Genomic DNA, 18,128 nt, shown 5'->3' with positions numbered 1-18,128 from the left:
TCAAGAAATATGCCCGTCATACTTCAAGCTGAATATGCGTTAGCTGTGATCAATAACCCAAAATTAGTTACTGCCAAACACACGGTTTTCTTGTTCAGCTACACGAATAAAAGTGGTGCGTTTAGTCAGTTCTTTTAAATGCGAAGCCCCTACATAAGTACAAGCAGAACGCAAACCACCCATAATGTCGCGAATGGTGTTATCAACGGAGCCACGTAATGGCAATTTAACCGTTTTGCCTTCTGCGGCACGGTACTCAGCAACACCGCCGACATGACGCTTCATAGCAGATTCAGAGCTCATACCGTAGAACAGCATAAATTTCTCGCCATTCTCTTCAACAACTCGGCCTTCACACTCGTCATGCCCAGCTAGCATACCGCCCAACATAACAAAATCAGCACCGCCGCCAAACGCTTTCGCGACATCACCGGGTACTGAGCAACCGCCATCACTGACAATCTGTCCACCCAAGCCATGTGCTGCATCAGCACACTCGATAACCGCTGACAACTGTGGATAGCCGACGCCTGTTTTTACGCGAGTGGTGCAAACCGAACCAGGCCCAATCCCAACTTTAACAATGTCAGCGCCCGAGAGGATAAGCTCTTCTACCATCTCACCGGTCACAACATTGCCAGCACAAATCACTTTATCAGGGCAAGCTTCTCGAGCTTTTTGCAAGAAAGAGACAAAATGCTCTGAATAACCATTAGCCACATCAATGCAGATAAATTTCAACGCGGGTGATAACGCTAAAATTTGTTTCATTTTGTCGAAGTCGGCGGAGGAAGTCCCGGTAGAGACCATGACATGCCGTAGTACGGATTCAGGAACACGCTTCACAAACTCGCCCCACTGTTCAACAGTGTAGTGTTTATGAACTGCGGTTAGAACATCGAATGATGCCAGAACTTCGGCCATGCGGAAGGTGCCAACAGTGTCCATATTAGCGGCGATAATAGGTACACCGGACCAATTCCAACCTGAATGTTTGAAAGTAAACTGGCGCTCCAGCTCCACTTCCGAGCGGCTTTTCAGTGTTGAACGTTTAGGACGGATTAACACATCTTTAAAGCCTAACTTCAAACCTTCTTCAATACGCATGGCTTATTATTTCCTGGTTATTGGCGATAGATCGCAAAATGTGATCGGGCGTAAATCACGCCATCCCAGTGAAGCTATCATACGCATGAATAATTCTACGACAAGACTGCGAATCCACCTTTATTTACGCTACAATCCCACAAATTACCTGAAGAATAGCGATGACTCTTTTTATCACTGTATTCACTTCACTTATTTTTCTATATAGCTCAAACAGAATGCATAGCTTACTATGCCTTTCCTCCTGCTTTCAGATACAATTCTGCTACTCACTAACAGTATGCAAGGCTAGGCAATGACCTATATTGTGGCTCTCACCGGCGGGATTGGCAGCGGCAAAAGTACTGTAGCAGATGCATTCGCTAATCTCGGAGTGCCTCTTGTTGATGCTGATATTATTGCCCGTCAGGTGGTTGAACCGGGCATGCCTGCATTAGCCGCTATTGTTTCCCGTTATGGTGAAGTGATTTTACAGGCCGATGGCACATTAAACCGGGCTGTATTGCGCGAGAAAATTTTCAGTGAGCCGCAGGAAAAAGCATGGTTAAATTCATTGTTACATCCACTGATTCAACAGGAAACTCAACGCCAACTCGCCAGTATTGATGAGTCGTACGTTCTTTGGGTTGTTCCCTTGTTAGTTGAAAATGGTTTACATCACAGAGCCAATCGTGTGTTAGTAGTAGATGTTGCACCTGAAATACAACTCGCCCGGACGATGGCGAGAGATGGTATTACCCGCCAACAGGCAGAACATATTTTAGCTTCACAGGTTTCACGGCAGCAACGGCTGGCTTGTGCTGATGATATTATTGACAATAGCGGCGATCCATTAATTATCGCCCCGCAAGTTGCTTCATTACACCAGCAGTATTTAAAATTGGCAGCGGCGACCCAACAGGATCTACACCAATGAGTGACCTCACCTCAACAATACTTTTTGAACATCCGCTTAATGAAAAAATGCGTACCTGGCTGAGAATGGAGTTTTTACTACAACAATTAGAAAGCCAACGTTCGTTAGATAATATTGCCAGTGCACTAACCTTTTTCCGTACTGCATCTGATTTAATTGATGTCCTTGAGCGCGGTGAAGTACGCACTGATTTACTTAAAGAACTTGAACGCCAGCAACAAAAGTTACAGCAATGGAGTGATATGCCCGGTGTTGATATGTCACTGGTGGACTCTCTACGCGGCCAGTTAAAAAACCGAGCCTCAGTATTAATGTCTGCGCCACGTATTGGGCAATCATTAAAAGAAGACCGTTTAATCAGTGTTGTTCGCCAACGCCTGAGTATTCCTGGCGGCTGTTGTAGCTTTGATTTACCGACTTTACATACCTGGCTGCACCAGCCAGAGCAACAGCGTAACCAGCATATTAGTAAATTGCTTGAAAGCTTAACGCCTCTCAATCAGTCGCTGACCATCATTTTGGAGTTAATTCGCCAATCTGGCCCACTGCGCGCACAAATCAGTTTGAATGGCTTCTTCCAAGACAATGCAGAAGGTGCGGACTTACTTAGATTACGTCTGCCGCTAGACCCACAGCTCTATCCCCAGATTTCTGGTCATAAGACCAGATATGCCATTCGCTTCTTACCTCTCGACAGTGAAAATGGTACCGTGCCGGCACGTTTATCGTTTGAATTAGCCTGTTGCTGAGATAAAAATTGTTATACCCAATAGATTTCAAGATGCAGGAAAGCGGCAAACGAGAGACAAATCGGTCGGGAACCGATTTGAACAGCATTTATGCTAGCCCGCAGGGTGAGCCTCAAGGATGAGGCTCATTAATCCCGATGAGCATACAGCGGTAAGTGATTCGGGTGAGTGAGTGCAGCCAACTTGAAAGATGAAAGGTATAAGGAGAAAACATGGAAACTGAAGTTATTGAAGTTAACTGCCCCACCTGTGGGAAGTTAGTTATCTGGGGTGAACAAAGCCCTTATCGCCCATTTTGCTGCAAACGCTGTCAACTTATTGACTTAGGTGAATGGGCAGACGAAGAAAAACGAATTTCCAGCAGTGGTGAATTATCTGACAGTGATGAATGGAGTGAGGAAGACCCTCTTCAGCACTGATAATCACGGCCTGACCAGATGGAGCAAACGGCGTTTTGCTCCACTTCATTCATGTTAACAACTCATAGGTCTATGCTGTAAGTAATTCAATAATATCCACATTCGCGGGTGGAAACTCCTCAGCCAACAGTTCAGATTGCTTCACCCAACGCATCGGCTGCCCTTCGCGACCAAAGGGTTCACCATCCCACATTTCGACCATATAGAAATGTAATGTTACGATACGGTCAGTAAAAGTGTGTTCCAACACTTTAAGCAAAACAGCCTCTTTCACCACAATTCCAGTTTCTTCTAACAGTTCACGTTTTAAGGCGAGTTCCGGCGTTTCACCTTGCTCAATCTTGCCGCCAGGGAATTCCCAAAAACCGGCCATATGGGAATCAGCAGCACGCTGAGTAACAAAAATCTCCTGCTGGGCGTTGCGAATAATCCCTACCGCGATGTGTAAGTGCTTCAATTTGTTATCTCCTGAACAGTGCATAAATGCTGGCTGGAACACCCTTCTTTTATCTGTTCTAAAATAATCCGTCCTAAAATAGATGGACAAAAAAGGTCAAAATAAAGGGCGGTTTTTAAGCCGCCCTCATCATCAATGCTAATCATTACCTAAAATATTATTGCAGGCGACCGTGGCACTGTTTGTATTTCTTACCTGAACCACATGGGCACGGATCATTACGCCCAACTTTGCGCTCAAGGCTAGCTGCAACACTGGCTTCTTCTTGCGACATCAGCGCACTGTTATCAGATTCGTGGCTGAGTTGCTGCTGCTTAGCCAAACGTTCGGCTTCTTCGCGACGTTGTACTTCCAGTGCTTCAACTTCTTCCGGCATCCGCACTTGTACTTTGCTCAGCACGCTGATCACTTCATATTTCAGTGATTCCAACATTGCCGCGAACATTGCGAAAGATTCACGCTTATATTCCTGTTTAGGATCTTTCTGCGCGTAGCCACGTAAATGGATCCCCTGACGCAGATAATCCATCGCCGCCAAGTGTTCTTTCCACAAGGAATCAAGCGTTTGCAACATCACACCCTTTTCGAAGCTGCGCATCATATCGAAGCCAACAACCTCTTCTTTACGGTGATAATCCTCAATTGCTCTTTGAAGAATACGTTCACGTAATGTTTCTTCGTGCAGTTGTGGCTCATCTTCCAACCATTGAGCAATTGGCATATCCAGGTCGAAATCATTTTTCAGACGCTGTTCCAAGCCTTCGATATCCCACATTTCTTCCAGTGACTGGGTTGGAATGTAGCTGTCGATAACCGTTTTGAATACATCTTCACGAATGCTATTGATGGTTTCGCTCACATCAGCCACGTCCAACAGCTCATTACGCTGGCTGTAGATAGCCCGACGTTGGTCGCTGGCGACATCATCATATTCAAGTAATTGCTTACGAATATCGAAGTTGCGGCTTTCAACTTTACGTTGCGCATTGGCGATAGCTTTAGTTACCCATGGGTGCTCAATAGCTTCGCCCGGCTTCATCCCTAATTTACGCATCATGCCAGACACACGGTCAGAGGCAAAAATACGCATCAGAGCATCTTCCATTGACAGGTAGAAGCGTGAAGAACCGGCATCACCTTGACGACCCGCACGACCACGTAGCTGATTATCGATACGGCGTGACTCATGGCGCTCGGTACCAATGATATGCAGGCCACCTGAGGCCAGCACCGCATCATGGCGAATCTGCCATGCCTCTTTGATAGCAGTAATTTGCTCTTCAGTTGGATCTTCCAGCAAAGCAATCTCACTCTGCCAACTCCCCCCCAACACGATATCGGTACCACGACCCGCCATGTTAGTGGCGATGGTTACTGCGCTCGCTTGACCCGCTTGAGAAACGATCTCCGCTTCCATTGCGTGGAATTTGGCGTTCAGAACTTTATGCTCAATGCCCGCTTTAGTTAACTCAGCAGAGACCACTTCGGATTTTTCAATCGAGATGGTACCCACCAACACCGGCTGGCCGTTCGCAGTCCGCTCACGGATATCTTCGATAATTGCGCCGATTTTCTCTTGTTCGGTCATATAGACCAAATCTGCCAGATCTTTACGGATCATAGGGCGGTTAGTCGGCACAACAATGGTATCGAGTTTGTAAATCGAGCTAAATTCGAATGCTTCGGTATCCGCTGTACCGGTCATACCGGCCAGTTTCTCATAGAGACGGAAGTAGTTTTGGAAAGTAATGGAAGCCAGCGTCTGGTTTTCGTTCTGAATTTCCACGCCTTCTTTTGCTTCAACCGCCTGATGCAAACCATCTGACCAACGGCGGCCTTGCATGGTACGGCCGGTGTGCTCATCAACAATGATAACTTCACCGTCTTTCACAATGTAGTCAACATCACGGGCAAACAGTACGTGGGCGCGCAAAGCGGCGGTTACGTGGTGCATCAACATAATGTTGGCCGGTGAATACAGAGATTCGCCTTCCTCCATAATGCCCGCTTCTACCAGCATTTCTTCAATTTTTATCAAACCGCGTTCAGTCAAATGTACCTGACGTGATTTTTCATCCACAGAGAAATGGCCTTCACCTTGGAAGCTATCTGAGTCTTCTTTTTCCTGACGAATCAGCTTTGGAATCAGTTTGTTAACCCGAATATACATCTCCGAGCTATCTTCAGCTGGGCCAGAGATAATCAGTGGGGTACGGGCTTCATCGATCAAGATGGAGTCGACCTCATCCACCAGCGCATAATGCAGTTTGCGTTGCACGCGCTCTTCAGGACTGAAGGCCATATTATCGCGCAGGTAGTCAAAACCAAATTCGTTGTTTGTGCCATAGGTGATATCTGCGGCATAAGCAGCACGCTTAGCTGGCGCTGCCATATTCGGCAAGTTGATACCTACACTCAGCCCCAAGAACTCAAACAATGGACGGTTATTTTCGGCGTCGCGCTGAGCCAAATAGTCGTTGACGGTAACCACGTGAACGCCACGGCCACTCAATGCATTCAGGTAAGCTGGCAGAGTTGCAGTCAGCGTTTTACCTTCACCAGTACGCATTTCTGCGATGCATCGTTCGTTCAGTACCATACCGCCGAGCAACTGGACGTCGAAGTGACGCATGCCAAATACACGTTTACTGGCTTCGCGCACAACGGCAAAAGCCTCAGGAATTAGGGTTTCCAGCACGGCACCTTTTGCCAAGCGCTCACGAAACTCATCAGTTTTAGCGCGTAATTCAGCATCTGTTAGTTTTTCAACTTCAGGCTCCATGCGGTTGATAAGCTCAACCACTTTGCGCATACGGCGCAGTGTGCGATCGTTACGACTGCCAAAAACTTTGGTTAATAATTTGATTAGCATGATTCTTAATATCTCTTACAAGACCACCAAACCGGTGGCCAAAGGTTGTATAAATTTATATAAATCAATAAGATAACTAAATTAGATTGGCAGGCCCGGCACGGATACCTTGCACTTGCGCAAGCCAAAGCCCAGGTTTATGTAACGAAAGAACAGGCCGTTTAACCTGCTCAGTATAGCGAATAATAGTGGGAGGTTTGAACTCGTGGGTCAGTAGCGCATTCAGCGTATTCAATAGTGCAAGCTGCTGAATTTGTGATGGTTCTACTTGTTCGGCTTCAGCTACTTCTTGTACCCGTGCGTAGGCTGCTTGAGGTGCCAATGCAAATGAAAGGTGACGAATAACCGTGCGCAGTGCATGCTGTTGCCAATAGTCTACGCTGAATGAAGGGCGACGATGCATATCATGCAGCAATGCCAAACTGTTAAAGTTTGTCGCACCGTAATTCTGACGGCTTTGGCTTGATGATGTGTTCGGTATTGCTGCTTGATCTGGAACGCCAGACAGGTTTGATGGCACGCCAAGACTCGCCGCGACCATCCCCAACAGGAGATGCGGCCAGAAATAACGTCTGCCAAATTGTCGCCAACGATTTAGAATACCGATCACGAGTTTAAAATCCGCCGGAGCCTTGTCAATGCGTGAAAGCCGCCCACAATTATTAGATGTCCTGTTCGATGATGCCATTGCAGCTGAAAACGGGCCGCTGCATAACGTACAACAACGCGCTACTGCACTGTTAAAACTTAACCGTGCGGTAAAAGGATTGCTCCCTTCACAATTGCAGCCGTGGTGCCGTGTTGCCAACTATCGACAGAGTGTTTTAGTGCTAGAGACCGCCAACGCCAGCTGGTTAATGCGCTTACGTTATGAACAACCCGCTTTACTCTCCGCACTACGAGCACAAATTCTACCATCATTGTCTTCAATCGACATCAGGATTAATCCGTCGTTAATGGCCAAAGGCCATAACATTACGCAAGATGCCGCAAAGTCATCGCAAAATCCTGAGAAATCGCCGCCATTACGTCATTTAAGTTTGGAAAGCGCTAAGGAATTAAGAGGATTAGCGAGCCGTAGCCCTGAGAAATTGAGGACAATATTGGAACGATTGGCTGCGTTGGCCGGAGAGAGTGCCAACGCAACCAAAAGTGATAATGATAAGTAGCTTTAGTAAGCTAATACCGTAGACGGAGCTTTGAACGCCAATGGCATTTCGGCTTCGTCTTGGAACGTCACAAATTCCCATGCTTCTTGCTTAGCTAAAACAGCCTGCAATAGCTTGTTATTTAATGCATGACCAGATTTGTACGCAGTAAATGCGCCAATTATATTATGGCCGCACATAAACAGGTCGCCGATGGCATCCAGCATTTTGTGACGAACAAATTCATCTTCGAAGCGCAAGCCATCTTCGTTCAGCACGCGGTAATCATCTACCACGATGGCACAATCGAAACTACCGCCCAGGCACAAACCACGGGACTGTAAATATTCGATATCGCGCATGAAACCAAAAGTACGCGCACGGCTGATTTGACGGACGAATGAATCGGCCGAGAAATCTAAACGGTAACGCTGCGTACTGGAGTCAATCGCCGGGTGATTAAAATCAATGGTAAAATCTAAACGGAATCCATTGAATGGAGACAATTCAGCCCATTTATCACCGTCTTCAACCCGCACAGTCTCTTTCAGACGCAGGAATTTCTTCGCAGAGTTTAACTCTTCGATACCCGCATCCAGCAGCAAGTACACGAATGGGCTGGCACTACCGTCCATAATCGGTACTTCGGGAGCGTTAACTTCAATAATAATGTTATCAATCCCTAACCCTGCCAGAGCAGCGTTGAGATGCTCAACAGTAGAAATACGCACGTCATGCTCATTGACCAGGCAAGTACAGAGCATGGTATCACGCACGGATTTTGCATCTGCCGGAAAATCGACCGGTGGATTCAAGTCAGTGCGACGATAGATGACCCCGGTGTTAGCCGGCGCGGGTCGCATTGTCAGTGTGACTTTCTTACCGGTGTGCAAACCGACGCCTGTCGCCTGAACAATACGTTTTAAAGTCCTTTGTTTGATCATCGTTTTATCTCGCAATGTTATCCATCCTACCGACCAAGCTTATAACAAGATCGGCGGGACAGTTTAGCACAAAGAGCGGAGATTCCAATTTTTTCGGAAATTAGTCGGCTTGCTTACGCAAAAACGCCGGAATATCCAAATAATCGGGCTCTTTATTGGTTTGAGCAGTTGGGTCATTGACCACTTTAGCCGCAGGCTTAACTTCCTGAGGTAAAGGTGACATGCCATGCTGCTGGTAACGGTGGTCCATAACAGGCTGAGTCTGCTTGTTGGTAACCAACGTAATTTCAGGGCGTTTATCCATGCCGATACCGGTTGCAACCACAGTTACGCGCAGTTCGTCGTTCATTTCTGGGTCTAACGAAGTACCGATAACCACGGTCGCATTGTCGGACGCAAATGCACGAATGGTGTTACCCACAGTTTCGAATTCATCCAAACGCAAATCGAAACCAGCAGTGATGTTGACCAACACGCCACGGGCGCCAGACAGGTCGATATCTTCCAGCAACGGGCTGGAAATCGCCATTTCTGCGGCTTCTTCCGCACGATCTTCACCGCAAGCCACACCGGAGCCCATCATGGCATAACCCATTTCAGACATCACAGTGCGCACGTCAGCAAAGTCGACGTTCATCAGACCTGGACGGGTAATCAGCTCGGCGATCCCCTGAACAGCGCCTTTTAATACGTCGTTAGCAGCACCGAATGCATCCAGTAAAGAGATGCCACGACCCAGAACTTTTAACAACTTGTCGTTCGGAATAGTGATCAGTGAGTCCACATGCTTGGACAATTCAGCAATACCCTGCTCAGCGAATGCCATGCGCTTCTTGCCTTCGAAATTGAAAGGCTTAGTAACCACGGCAACTGTCAGAATACCCAGTTCTTTTGCTACTTCAGCAACAACAGGAGCAGCACCAGTACCAGTACCACCGCCCATACCTGCTGCAATAAAGACCATGTCCGCGCCTTCAAGGGCTGCGCGCAGAGCTTCACGGTCTTCTTCAGCTGAATTGCGGCCCACTTCTGGGTTCGCGCCAGCACCCAAACCTTTGGTAATACCGCTACCAATCTGGATGGTTTGGCCAACAGCCGTCTTACGCAGCGCTTGAGCGTCTGTATTAACGGCGAAGAATTCAACACCTTCGATGCGCTCGCGCACCATGTGTTCGACGGCATTACCACCGCCACCACCGACGCCGATGACTTTAATCACCGCGTCATTGGTTAGTTCCATAGGTTCAAACATAGTTTCTCTCCGTTTTGTGCCTGTCGCTTCGAGATCAAAAAATATGTTCAGCATGATCTCTTTGTTGAAACATTAAAACTCTTTTCTCAGCCAGCTATTGATACGTTTAAACCAATTGCCCACTGAGGCACGTTTTTCTACTTCTGACTCACCACTGAGATGAGATTCTTTACCGTAATGCAATAACCCAACAGCAGTGGAGTAATAGGGTTCCTGTGCATAATCCGTCAGCCCGGTGATGTTGAGCGGCTGGCCGATTCGCACTTGGGCATGAAATACCCGTTGCGCGCATTCAGCCAGACCATCAATTTGTGCTGCTCCGCCCGTCAGCACGATACCGGCTGCCAGATGATGCTTCACGCCTTGCTGACGCAGTTGCTCCTGCAATTGTAAAATCTCGTCATTAACTAAATTCAGCAACTCGGTGTAGCGTGGTTCTATAACCTCTGCGAGCGTCTGTCTTTGCAGACTACGAGGAGGACGTCCGCCAACACTTGGCACTTCTACACTTTCGTCCTTGCTGACTATCGACCCGAGCGCACAGCCGTGCCGAACTTTAATCGCTTCCGCATCTGTTGGCGGTGTCCCGAAAGCGTACGCAATATCACTGGTGACCACGTTCCCGGCGTAAGGGATAACTTTGGTGTGGCGCAACGCCCCACCGGTATAAACCGCCATATCCATGGTGCCACCGCCGATGTCGACCACACAGACACCCAGCTCGCGCTCATCTTCGGTCAATACTGCATAACTTGCGGCTAAACCGGCAAAAATCAGTTGGTCCACTTTCAGACCACAACGTTCCACCGCTTTAACAATATTCTTCGCCATATCGTTATGGCAGGTAATCAGGTGCACTTTGGCCTGCATCCGCACGCCAGAAAGACCGACAGGATTTTTGATGCCTTCTTGATAATCGATGGCATATTCCTGCGGAATAACGTGCAGAATACGATGTTCATCACGCACACGTACCGACTTCGCGGTATGCACTACGTTCTCTACATCTTCCTGAGTTACTTCCTCTTCTGAAATAGGAACCATCCCTATTTCATTCTGACAACTGATATGTTTACCCGATAATGCCAAATAAACAGATGAAATCTGGCAATCTGCCATTAACTCTGCCTGATCGATAGCGCGCTGTACGCATTTCACTACCGATTCAAGGTCGTTAACCCCACCCTTATCCATGCCACGGGATGGGCAACTGCCTACCCCAATAATATTGACCATGCCATCGGGCAGAACTTCCCCTACCAATGCGGAGACCTTTGCCGTTCCGATCTCAAGACCTACTACCAGTTTTCTGTCCGTCGACTTGATCATTGTTGTTTTGCCTGTGCCTGATTCTGTTGCGGATTACTGTTCTGCTGGCCATTTACCGGTGGCTCACCACCCTGACTGCCGATAAATACCGGAGCCCAACCTATTGCAGCCCCTGTCTCATATCGCAAATCAACATAACTGACCCGTTTATCTGGCTGCTGTTGCAACATCGGATATAACTCAATAAAACGTTGTAAACGCCCCATCCGGTTATCCCGTCCCAGCTCCAGCCGAACATCATTATCTAAGGCCAACTGCCAAGAATGCCTGGCGCTCATCGCCACCATTTTTAGCTGATACTTATTGGCCGCTAATACTTTATTTATTGCCCGGTAGCCTTCCAGAACATCCTGTTCACTGCCTTCCGGGCCATACAGCAATGGCAATGTCTGTTTGCCGACTCGCTCGGACGGCACACTGAATGACCGCCCCTGCTCATCAACCATATGCAAATCATTCCAACGGGCAAAAGGCACATACTCCACCAGATGGATTTTCAGCTCATCCGGCCATTGTTTGCGTACGCTGGCCTGCTGAATCCAGGGTAACCGTTCAATCTGCTGCTGGATGATGTTCACATCCTGCGTCATAAAGGTACCCGGTGCGCCCAATGATAAAATCGCCTGGCGAATATCATCATTGGTGGTGTAATGGCGCTCGCCCGTCACTACCAGCTTCGACAGGGGTAATCGGCTGGCATCTTTCATCCACCCCACCACGACCCAACCACCCCACAGTATTGTTCCCAAGACCATCAGCAGGAAAATCAGCCCCGCTAATTGGCCTCCGTTACTGCGCCGGGCTGCGCTGTTTTCAGCCGCGCGTTCACGCGCATTCAGAGCAGCTTGCGACATATCAGTCAGCCAACGTCAGAATTCGGGCCACCAACTGGGAAAAACTCAACCCATATTGGCGGGCTGCCATTGGCACTAAACTGTGGCTGGTCATCCCCGGTGAAGTATTCACTTCCAGCAGATAAAAACCGCCGTCGCTGTCTTGCATGACATCAACCCGGCCCCAACCGCTGCAACCTAGCGCCTGATAAGCCTGTAATGCTAATTCTGCTAATTGTTGCTCTAACTCAACACTTAAACCGCTTGGGCAGAAATACTGTGTTTCATCAGACAGATACTTGGCTTCATAATCATAAAACACACCGGGTGCTTGAATCCTGATGGACGGTAAAACATCCTCGCCAAGGATAGCGACCGTGAATTCCGGGCCGCTCAACCATTTTTCAATCAGCACATCGGTGTCATGACGGAAAGCTTCAACCAGAGCAGCATGCAATTCGCTAGCCCGGTCAACTTTACTCATGCCCACGCTAGAGCCTTCGTGACTTGGTTTAACGATTAAAGGCAGGCCAAGCTTAGCGACACATGCCGCTAATTCCTCTGACGAAAGTGTTTCAAACTGTTGACGGTTCAGCGCCACATAAGGCGAAATTGGCAAACCTAAGGCTTGCCACACCAATTTGGTGCGCAATTTGTCCATGGTCAGGGCCGAAGCCATCACGCCGCTGCCGGTATAAGGCAGTTGCAGGAACTCCAACATACCTTGCAATGTACCGTCTTCGCCACCACGGCCATGCAGAGCAATAAATACCTTATTAAAACCCTGTTCTTTCAATTGAGTGACCGGGAAGTCTCTGGTATCTACCCCATGGGCGTCGATACCGGCTTCTCTCAAACCGGCTAAAACCGCCTGGCCCGATAGCAATGAAACTTCACGTTCAGCAGAGGTTCCACCCAGCAGTACCGCAACTTTATCAGCCATGATGTTCCTCATCTTTTGTCTGTGGTTGCAATTTAAGCTCAGCCAATTTACGAGCAATTTTACCAATGTTACCAGCGCCTTGGACCAGAATCAGGTCATCGCCATTCAGCACTTGCGCTAATACTTCCGGGACAGTGTCACTGTCTGACACCAAAATCGGGTCCAGTTTGCCACGGTTGCGGATAGTACGGCATAACGAGCGGCTGTCAGCACCTGGGATCGGTGGTTCACCGGCGGCGTACACATCCAACATCAGTAAAACATCAACTTGCGACAGCACATTGGCAAAGTCGTCATACAAATCACGCGTTCGGGTATAACGGTGCGGTTGGAAAACCATCACAATACGTTTATCCGGCCAACCGGCACGCGCCGCTTTAACTGTGGCATCCACTTCTGTTGGGTGATGACCATAGTCATCCACCAGCATAACGCTGCCTTCTTTGCCGTTGACCGGTGCCAGCGGGAAGTTACCGAGGAAATCAAAACGGCGACCTGTCCCTTGGAACCCGACCAGCGCGCGCAGGATGTCATCGTCTTCGATGCCTTCTTCGGTTGCTACTGCAACCGCTGCCGCAGCGTTCAGTGCGTTATGACGGCCCGGTGCATTCAGGGTCACCGTCATCAACGGTTTATCCTGACGTTTCAGTGTGAAGTGCCCTTGTGGGCCTTCTTGCCGATAACTGGCAATCTGCACATCGGCGTCATCGCTGAAACCATAAGTGGTAATATGGCGACCAACACGCGGCAATAACTCACGCACCACGGGGTCGTCGATACACATCACGGCACGGCCATAGAATGGCAAGTTGTGCAAAAAGTTAATAAAGGTCTGCTTTAAGTTCTCAAAGTCGCCCTGATAAGTATCCATATGGTCGGCTTCGATATTGGTAACAATGGCGACCATCGGCTGCAAATGCAGGAATGACGCATCACTCTCATCGGCTTCTGCAATCAAGTAACGGCTGGAGCCCAAACGCGCATGAGTGCCCGCCGCTTTCACCAAACCGCCATTGACAAATGTTGGGTCCAGACCCGCTTCGGCATAAATACTGGAAACCATCGCCGTCGTGGTGGTTTTACCGTGCGTACCAGCAACAGCAATCCCATGGCGATAACGCATCAGTTCAGCCAACATTTCTGCGCGGCGGATCACCGGAATACGCGCCTCGCGAGCTGCGACAATCTCGGGGTTATCCGCGGAAATTGCCGTTGAAACCACCACCACACTGGCATCCAGCACATTTTCTGGACGGTGATGGAAATAAATCTGTGCGCCCAATGAAGCCAAATGCTGAGTTACCGGGTTGGGAGCCAAATCTGAACCGCTAATCTGATAGCCTTCGTTTGCCAACACTTCAGCGATACCACCCATGCCAGCACCACCGATGCCAACAAAGTGAATGTGCCGGACGCGACGCATCTCGGGCACGATAGTTCGTAGTTTCGCTAATTGTTGTGTATTCACGTTTTTCTTCACTTTTTTGTCTGTTACATGTTCGCAGCCCGCATAAATGCGAGCGATAACTATCTTTTTAGTCACTATCTTTTCAGTATCACTTACTGGCAGCGACCACTTCGGCGGCCACTCGCTCAGTGGCATCTGGGATAGCCACGGTTCTTGCCCGTTCGGCCATCGTCAATAAAGTTGCACGATCCCAATCAGCCAACAGGCCACTGACCACTTGCGCTGTAAATTGCGGTTGCTCGATAATTTTCGCCGCCCCCGCTTTCTCCAACGGCAATGCATTCCAATATTGCTGCCGGTCTTTATGCTGGAAAGGGACGAAAATCGCCGGTAACCCTGCCGCAGCCACTTCGCTGACCGTCAACGCGCCCGAACGGCAAACCACCACATCAGCCCAAGCATAGGCGGCGGCCATATCATCAATAAACTCAACAACTTGGTGTTTATCACCCTGCCCTGCTTGCTGGTAAGCTTGCAGGACATCGGGCAAAGCGCCTTTACCCACTTGGTGCCAAACAGTTATCTGCTCACCCAATGTCGCGGCAACCTGCGGCAAGGTTTGATTCAGTACCCGCGCACCTTGGCTGCCCCCGATGACTAACACCCGAATCGGCCCTTCACGGCCATGCAAACGCTCGGCCGGTAATGGCAGCGCCAATACATCGGTGCGCACCGGATTACCCACGACATCGGCATGAGGAAATGCCCCTGGAAATGCCTGTAAAACTTTTTTCGCGATTCTGGCCAACCAGCGGTTGGTCAACCCCGCAATGCCGTTTTGCTCATGTAATACCACCGGGATGCCACACAGCCATGCTGCTAAACCACCGGGGCCGGAAACATAACCGCCCATTCCCAGCACCACATCTGGCTGGTAATCACGCATGATTTTCTTCGCCTGACGCACTGCGCGGTAAATACGCACCGGGGCGGTCAGTTGGGCCATCAGCCCCTTGCCACGTAAACCAGAAATCTCAATGAAATCAATCTCAATGCCGTTTTTGGGTACCAATGACGCTTCCATTCGATCTGCGGTGCCTAACCAACGCACCTGCCAGCCTTGCGCCATTAAATGATGTGCCACGGCCAAACCGGGGAAGACATGTCCCCCAGTGCCACCGGCCATCACCATTAAACGCTTGGTTTCCCTACTCATCGGGCACTCCTTACAAACGCTTGGGCTTTAGCCAAACGTGTTTCAAAATCAATGCGTAACAACAACACGATGGCCGTTGACATAATAATCAGGCTCGAACCACCGTAACTTATCAGGGGTAAAGTCAAACCTTTGGTAGGCAACATTCCAGCGGCAGCCCCAACATTAACCAGCGCCTGGAAGCTAAACCAAACGCCAATCGAGCAGGCCAAAAAGCCGGAAAATCGCTGATCTATCTCTAAAGCGCGACGCCCAATGGACATAGCACGAAAAGCGACGAAGAATACCATTAACAATGCAAGAACCACACCGAAATACCCGAGCTCCTCGCCTAAAATCGCGAAAATAAAGTCAGTATGTGCTTCCGGTAAATATTCCAGTTTTTGCACTGAATTCCCCAGCCCTTGCCCCCAAAACTCACCGCGACCAAAAGCCATCAGTGATTGGGTCAGCTGGTAACCGCTGCCGAAAGGATCTTCCCATGGGTTCCAGAACGAAGTTACCCGGCGCATACGGTAAGGTTCCGCCACAATCAACAGGCAAACAGCAAAAATACCCGAGCCGATAATCGCCAGGAACTGCCACATTTTTGCGCCAGCCAGAAACAACATGGCCAGCGTGGTGATAAACAGCACCACCACGGTACCTAAATCGGGCTGCGCCAGCAGTAATACCGCCAGAATAACCATTACGCCCATTGGCTTACAGAAGCCCCAGAAGTTAGTGCGAACCTCTTCAACTTTGCGCACCAGATAACTGGCGAGATAACAAAACAGCGACAGTTTGGATAATTCAGCTGGCTGAATGCGTAGCGGCCCCAGTGAAATCCAGCGTGATGCCCCGTTGACTGAGCTACCCACCACCAACACCACCAACAGCAACACTATTGAAATCAATAACATAATATTACTGTAGCGCTGCCAAACCGCCATTGGGATGCGCAAAGTCACCAGCGATAAACCGAAGGCCAGCACAAGATACAGTGCATCGCGCTTAGCAAACAGGAAGGGGTCACTGGCCAAACGCTGACCAATCGGCATCGAAGCCGACGTCACCATCACAAAACCAATAATCGCCAAGCCAAATGTCAGCCACAGCAAGGTTCTGTCGTAAAGCACCATGCTGGTGGTATCGCTTTCGCGCGACCCCATCACAAAATGTTTTACGGTATTGAACAGCCCCAGCCCCGGCATACGCATCAGCCCAACTCCTCTGCCAGACGAGCAAATTCATCACCGCGTTGCTCGAAACTGCGGAATTGGTCCAAACTGGCGCAGGCGGGCGACAATAACACCATGTCTCGCGGTGCTAATGATTTCGCCAGCAGTGCCATAGCCTGCTCCATGGTCTCCGTCAGTTGAGAAACTTCCGGGCGCAGCTCAGCCAGTTGTTTACCATCGCGGCCAAAGCAATAAATCTTGATCTGGTCGCCTTGGAGGAAGCGAGTTAAACCAGAGAAATCCGCTGATTTCCCATCGCCACCTAATAACAGATGCAAAGTGCCATCCACTTGTAGGCCATCCAGTGCCGCTTCGGTGCTGCCCACATTGGTGGCTTTGGAATCATTAATCCAACGCACGCCATTGCGCTCAAGCACCAATTGGAAACGGTGTGGCAGACCGGTGAAGGTGGTCAACGCGGTCAAACTTGATGAGCGCGGAATACCGACAGCATCCGCCAGCGCCAGTGCGGCCAGCGCATTGGTGTAGTTATGTCGCCCGCTCAATTTCATTTCTCGGGTATTGAGCACTTTCTCACCGCGAACCCGCAGCCAGATTTCGCCCTGCTGCTTATTCAGATGGTAGTCACCGACATCCACCCCAAAGCTGATACAGCGGCTATCCGCACCACGCACTGGCATGGTGAGCGCGTCATCGGCATTCACAACACAAACTTTAGCGTTTTCATACACTCGCAGTTTAGCTGCGCGATATTGCTGCAAACCGAACGGATAACGGTCAGTGTGGTCTTCCGTGACATTCAATATAGTGGCAGCGCTAGCTCGCAGGCTGGCGGTAGTTTCTAACTGGAAGCTGGATAACTCCAACACCACCAATTGATTTTCTTGTTTTTGCGTGGTCAGCTGTTGCAATAATGTCAGCGCCGGAACACCAATATTACCACCGACCCCCACCTGCCAACCGGCGGCTTTCGCCATTTCACCAACCAGCGTGGTCACAGTGCTTTTACCGTTAGATCCCGTAATAGCCACCACTGGTGCCTGATTTTCACGGCAGAACAGTTCGATATCACCGACAATTTCGACACCCGCATCTGCCGCTTCACTCAATGCAGGATGTGCCAGCGCAATACCGGGGCTGGCGACAATCAAATCAGCATCCAATAACCACTGTGGGTTCAAGTCACCCACATGGTGCTCGACACTTTCGGGTAATTTATCCAAACCCGGCGGATTGATACGGGTATCCATAACACGTGGCGTAACGCCGCGCGCCATAAAGAAATCAACGCAGGAAAGGCCGGTTAGCCCCAGCCCGATAATGACCACTTTTTTACCCTGATAATCAACCATAA

At 49.3% G+C, this 18,128-nt stretch carries 17 protein-coding genes; 4 read left to right on the top strand and 13 right to left on the bottom strand.

Going from position 1 to position 18,128, the window contains the following annotated elements; all coding sequences use genetic code 11:
- Positions 1-63 precede the first annotated feature (63 nt).
- A complete protein-coding gene (locus OP863_RS03600; RefSeq protein ID WP_265525899.1) occupies positions 64-1,107 on the bottom strand; it encodes a GMP reductase in 1,044 nt (347 codons plus the stop codon).
- A 295-nt stretch (positions 1,108-1,402) separates the two neighbouring features.
- Between OP863_RS03600 and coaE the strand changes: the two genes are divergently transcribed.
- The 3 genes from coaE (at position 1,403) to yacG (ending at position 3,191) form a co-directional block, all read left to right on the top strand.
- Positions 1,403-2,023 (top strand): dephospho-CoA kinase, encoded by a 621-nt coding sequence (gene coaE / locus OP863_RS03595; protein WP_145587553.1) that lies wholly within the window; start codon positions 1,403-1,405, stop codon positions 2,021-2,023.
- Positions 2,020-2,772 (top strand): cell division protein ZapD, encoded by a 753-nt coding sequence (zapD, locus tag OP863_RS03590; protein ID WP_038636266.1) that lies wholly within the window; start codon positions 2,020-2,022, stop codon positions 2,770-2,772. Before coaE ends, zapD begins: the two co-directional genes overlap by 4 nt.
- Before the next feature lie 212 nt (positions 2,773-2,984).
- A complete protein-coding gene (gene yacG / locus OP863_RS03585; RefSeq protein ID WP_038636268.1) occupies positions 2,985-3,191 on the top strand; it encodes a DNA gyrase inhibitor YacG in 207 nt (68 codons plus the stop codon).
- A 70-nt stretch (positions 3,192-3,261) separates the two neighbouring features.
- On the opposite strand, the gene mutT is transcribed toward yacG, so the two are convergent.
- The 3 genes from mutT to secM all read right to left on the bottom strand — a co-directional run bounded on the left by mutT (position 3,262) and on the right by secM (position 7,130).
- The gene (gene mutT / locus OP863_RS03580; protein ID WP_145587557.1) at positions 3,262-3,648 is read right to left on the bottom strand and encodes an 8-oxo-dGTP diphosphatase MutT; all 387 of its coding nucleotides are present in this window, start codon (positions 3,646-3,648) and stop codon (positions 3,262-3,264) included.
- Positions 3,649-3,805: 157 nt separating this feature from the next.
- Positions 3,806-6,520 (bottom strand): preprotein translocase subunit SecA, encoded by a 2,715-nt coding sequence (secA, locus tag OP863_RS03575; protein WP_145587559.1) that lies wholly within the window; start codon positions 6,518-6,520, stop codon positions 3,806-3,808.
- Between the two features lie 76 nt (positions 6,521-6,596).
- Complete coding sequence (gene secM, locus OP863_RS03570) at positions 6,597-7,130, bottom strand: secA translation cis-regulator SecM (protein WP_032819152.1); 534 nt, start codon at positions 7,128-7,130, stop codon at positions 6,597-6,599.
- Positions 7,131-7,158: 28 nt separating this feature from the next.
- Between secM and OP863_RS03565 the strand changes: the two genes are divergently transcribed.
- Entirely contained in the window at positions 7,159-7,689 is a 531-nt protein-coding gene (locus tag OP863_RS03565) for a DUF721 domain-containing protein (protein WP_038636277.1), read from the top strand.
- A gap of 2 nt (positions 7,690-7,691) precedes the next feature.
- Here the strand turns inward: OP863_RS03565 and lpxC are convergent, their stop codons facing one another.
- The 9 genes from lpxC to murD all read right to left on the bottom strand — a co-directional run bounded on the left by lpxC (position 7,692) and on the right by murD (position 18,126).
- The gene (gene lpxC, locus OP863_RS03560) at positions 7,692-8,612 is read right to left on the bottom strand and encodes a UDP-3-O-acyl-N-acetylglucosamine deacetylase (RefSeq protein WP_004389005.1); all 921 of its coding nucleotides are present in this window, start codon (positions 8,610-8,612) and stop codon (positions 7,692-7,694) included.
- A gap of 100 nt (positions 8,613-8,712) precedes the next feature.
- Positions 8,713-9,864, bottom strand: coding sequence for a cell division protein FtsZ (gene ftsZ, locus OP863_RS03555; protein WP_004389003.1), 1,152 nt, complete (start codon positions 9,862-9,864; stop codon positions 8,713-8,715).
- 72 nt (positions 9,865-9,936) lie between these two features.
- Positions 9,937-11,193, bottom strand: a complete 1,257-nt coding sequence (gene ftsA / locus OP863_RS03550; protein ID WP_002210431.1) for a cell division protein FtsA — start codon at positions 11,191-11,193, stop codon at positions 9,937-9,939.
- Positions 11,190-12,047 (bottom strand): cell division protein FtsQ, encoded by an 858-nt coding sequence (ftsQ, locus tag OP863_RS03545; protein WP_038636280.1) that lies wholly within the window; start codon positions 12,045-12,047, stop codon positions 11,190-11,192. Before ftsQ ends, ftsA begins: the two co-directional genes overlap by 4 nt.
- Position 12,048: 1 nt before the next feature.
- Positions 12,049-12,969: a D-alanine--D-alanine ligase gene (locus OP863_RS03540; protein ID WP_265525898.1), complete on the bottom strand. Its 921-nt coding sequence runs from the start codon at positions 12,967-12,969 to the stop codon at positions 12,049-12,051.
- The gene (murC, locus tag OP863_RS03535) at positions 12,962-14,437 is read right to left on the bottom strand and encodes a UDP-N-acetylmuramate--L-alanine ligase (RefSeq protein WP_038639821.1); all 1,476 of its coding nucleotides are present in this window, start codon (positions 14,435-14,437) and stop codon (positions 12,962-12,964) included. The genes OP863_RS03540 and murC overlap by 8 nt, the downstream gene beginning before the upstream one ends.
- Positions 14,438-14,525: 88 nt before the next feature.
- Positions 14,526-15,593, bottom strand: a complete 1,068-nt coding sequence (murG, locus tag OP863_RS03530; protein WP_050291601.1) for an undecaprenyldiphospho-muramoylpentapeptide beta-N-acetylglucosaminyltransferase — start codon at positions 15,591-15,593, stop codon at positions 14,526-14,528.
- Positions 15,590-16,792, bottom strand: a complete 1,203-nt coding sequence (gene ftsW, locus OP863_RS03525; RefSeq protein WP_038636288.1) for a cell division protein FtsW — start codon at positions 16,790-16,792, stop codon at positions 15,590-15,592. Before ftsW ends, murG begins: the two co-directional genes overlap by 4 nt.
- Positions 16,792-18,126, bottom strand: coding sequence for a UDP-N-acetylmuramoyl-L-alanine--D-glutamate ligase (gene murD / locus OP863_RS03520; protein WP_038636291.1), 1,335 nt, complete (start codon positions 18,124-18,126; stop codon positions 16,792-16,794). Before murD ends, ftsW begins: the two co-directional genes overlap by 1 nt.
- Between the last annotated feature and the right edge of the window lie 2 nt (positions 18,127-18,128).

Source organism: Yersinia sp. SCPM-O-B-9106 (C-191), from assembly GCF_026183365.1.
Lineage (GTDB): Bacteria > Pseudomonadota > Gammaproteobacteria > Enterobacterales > Enterobacteriaceae > Yersinia > Yersinia rochesterensis.
The sequence above is the reverse complement of the archived record's forward strand: the minus strand, read 5'-3'. Positions and strand labels throughout refer to the sequence as shown.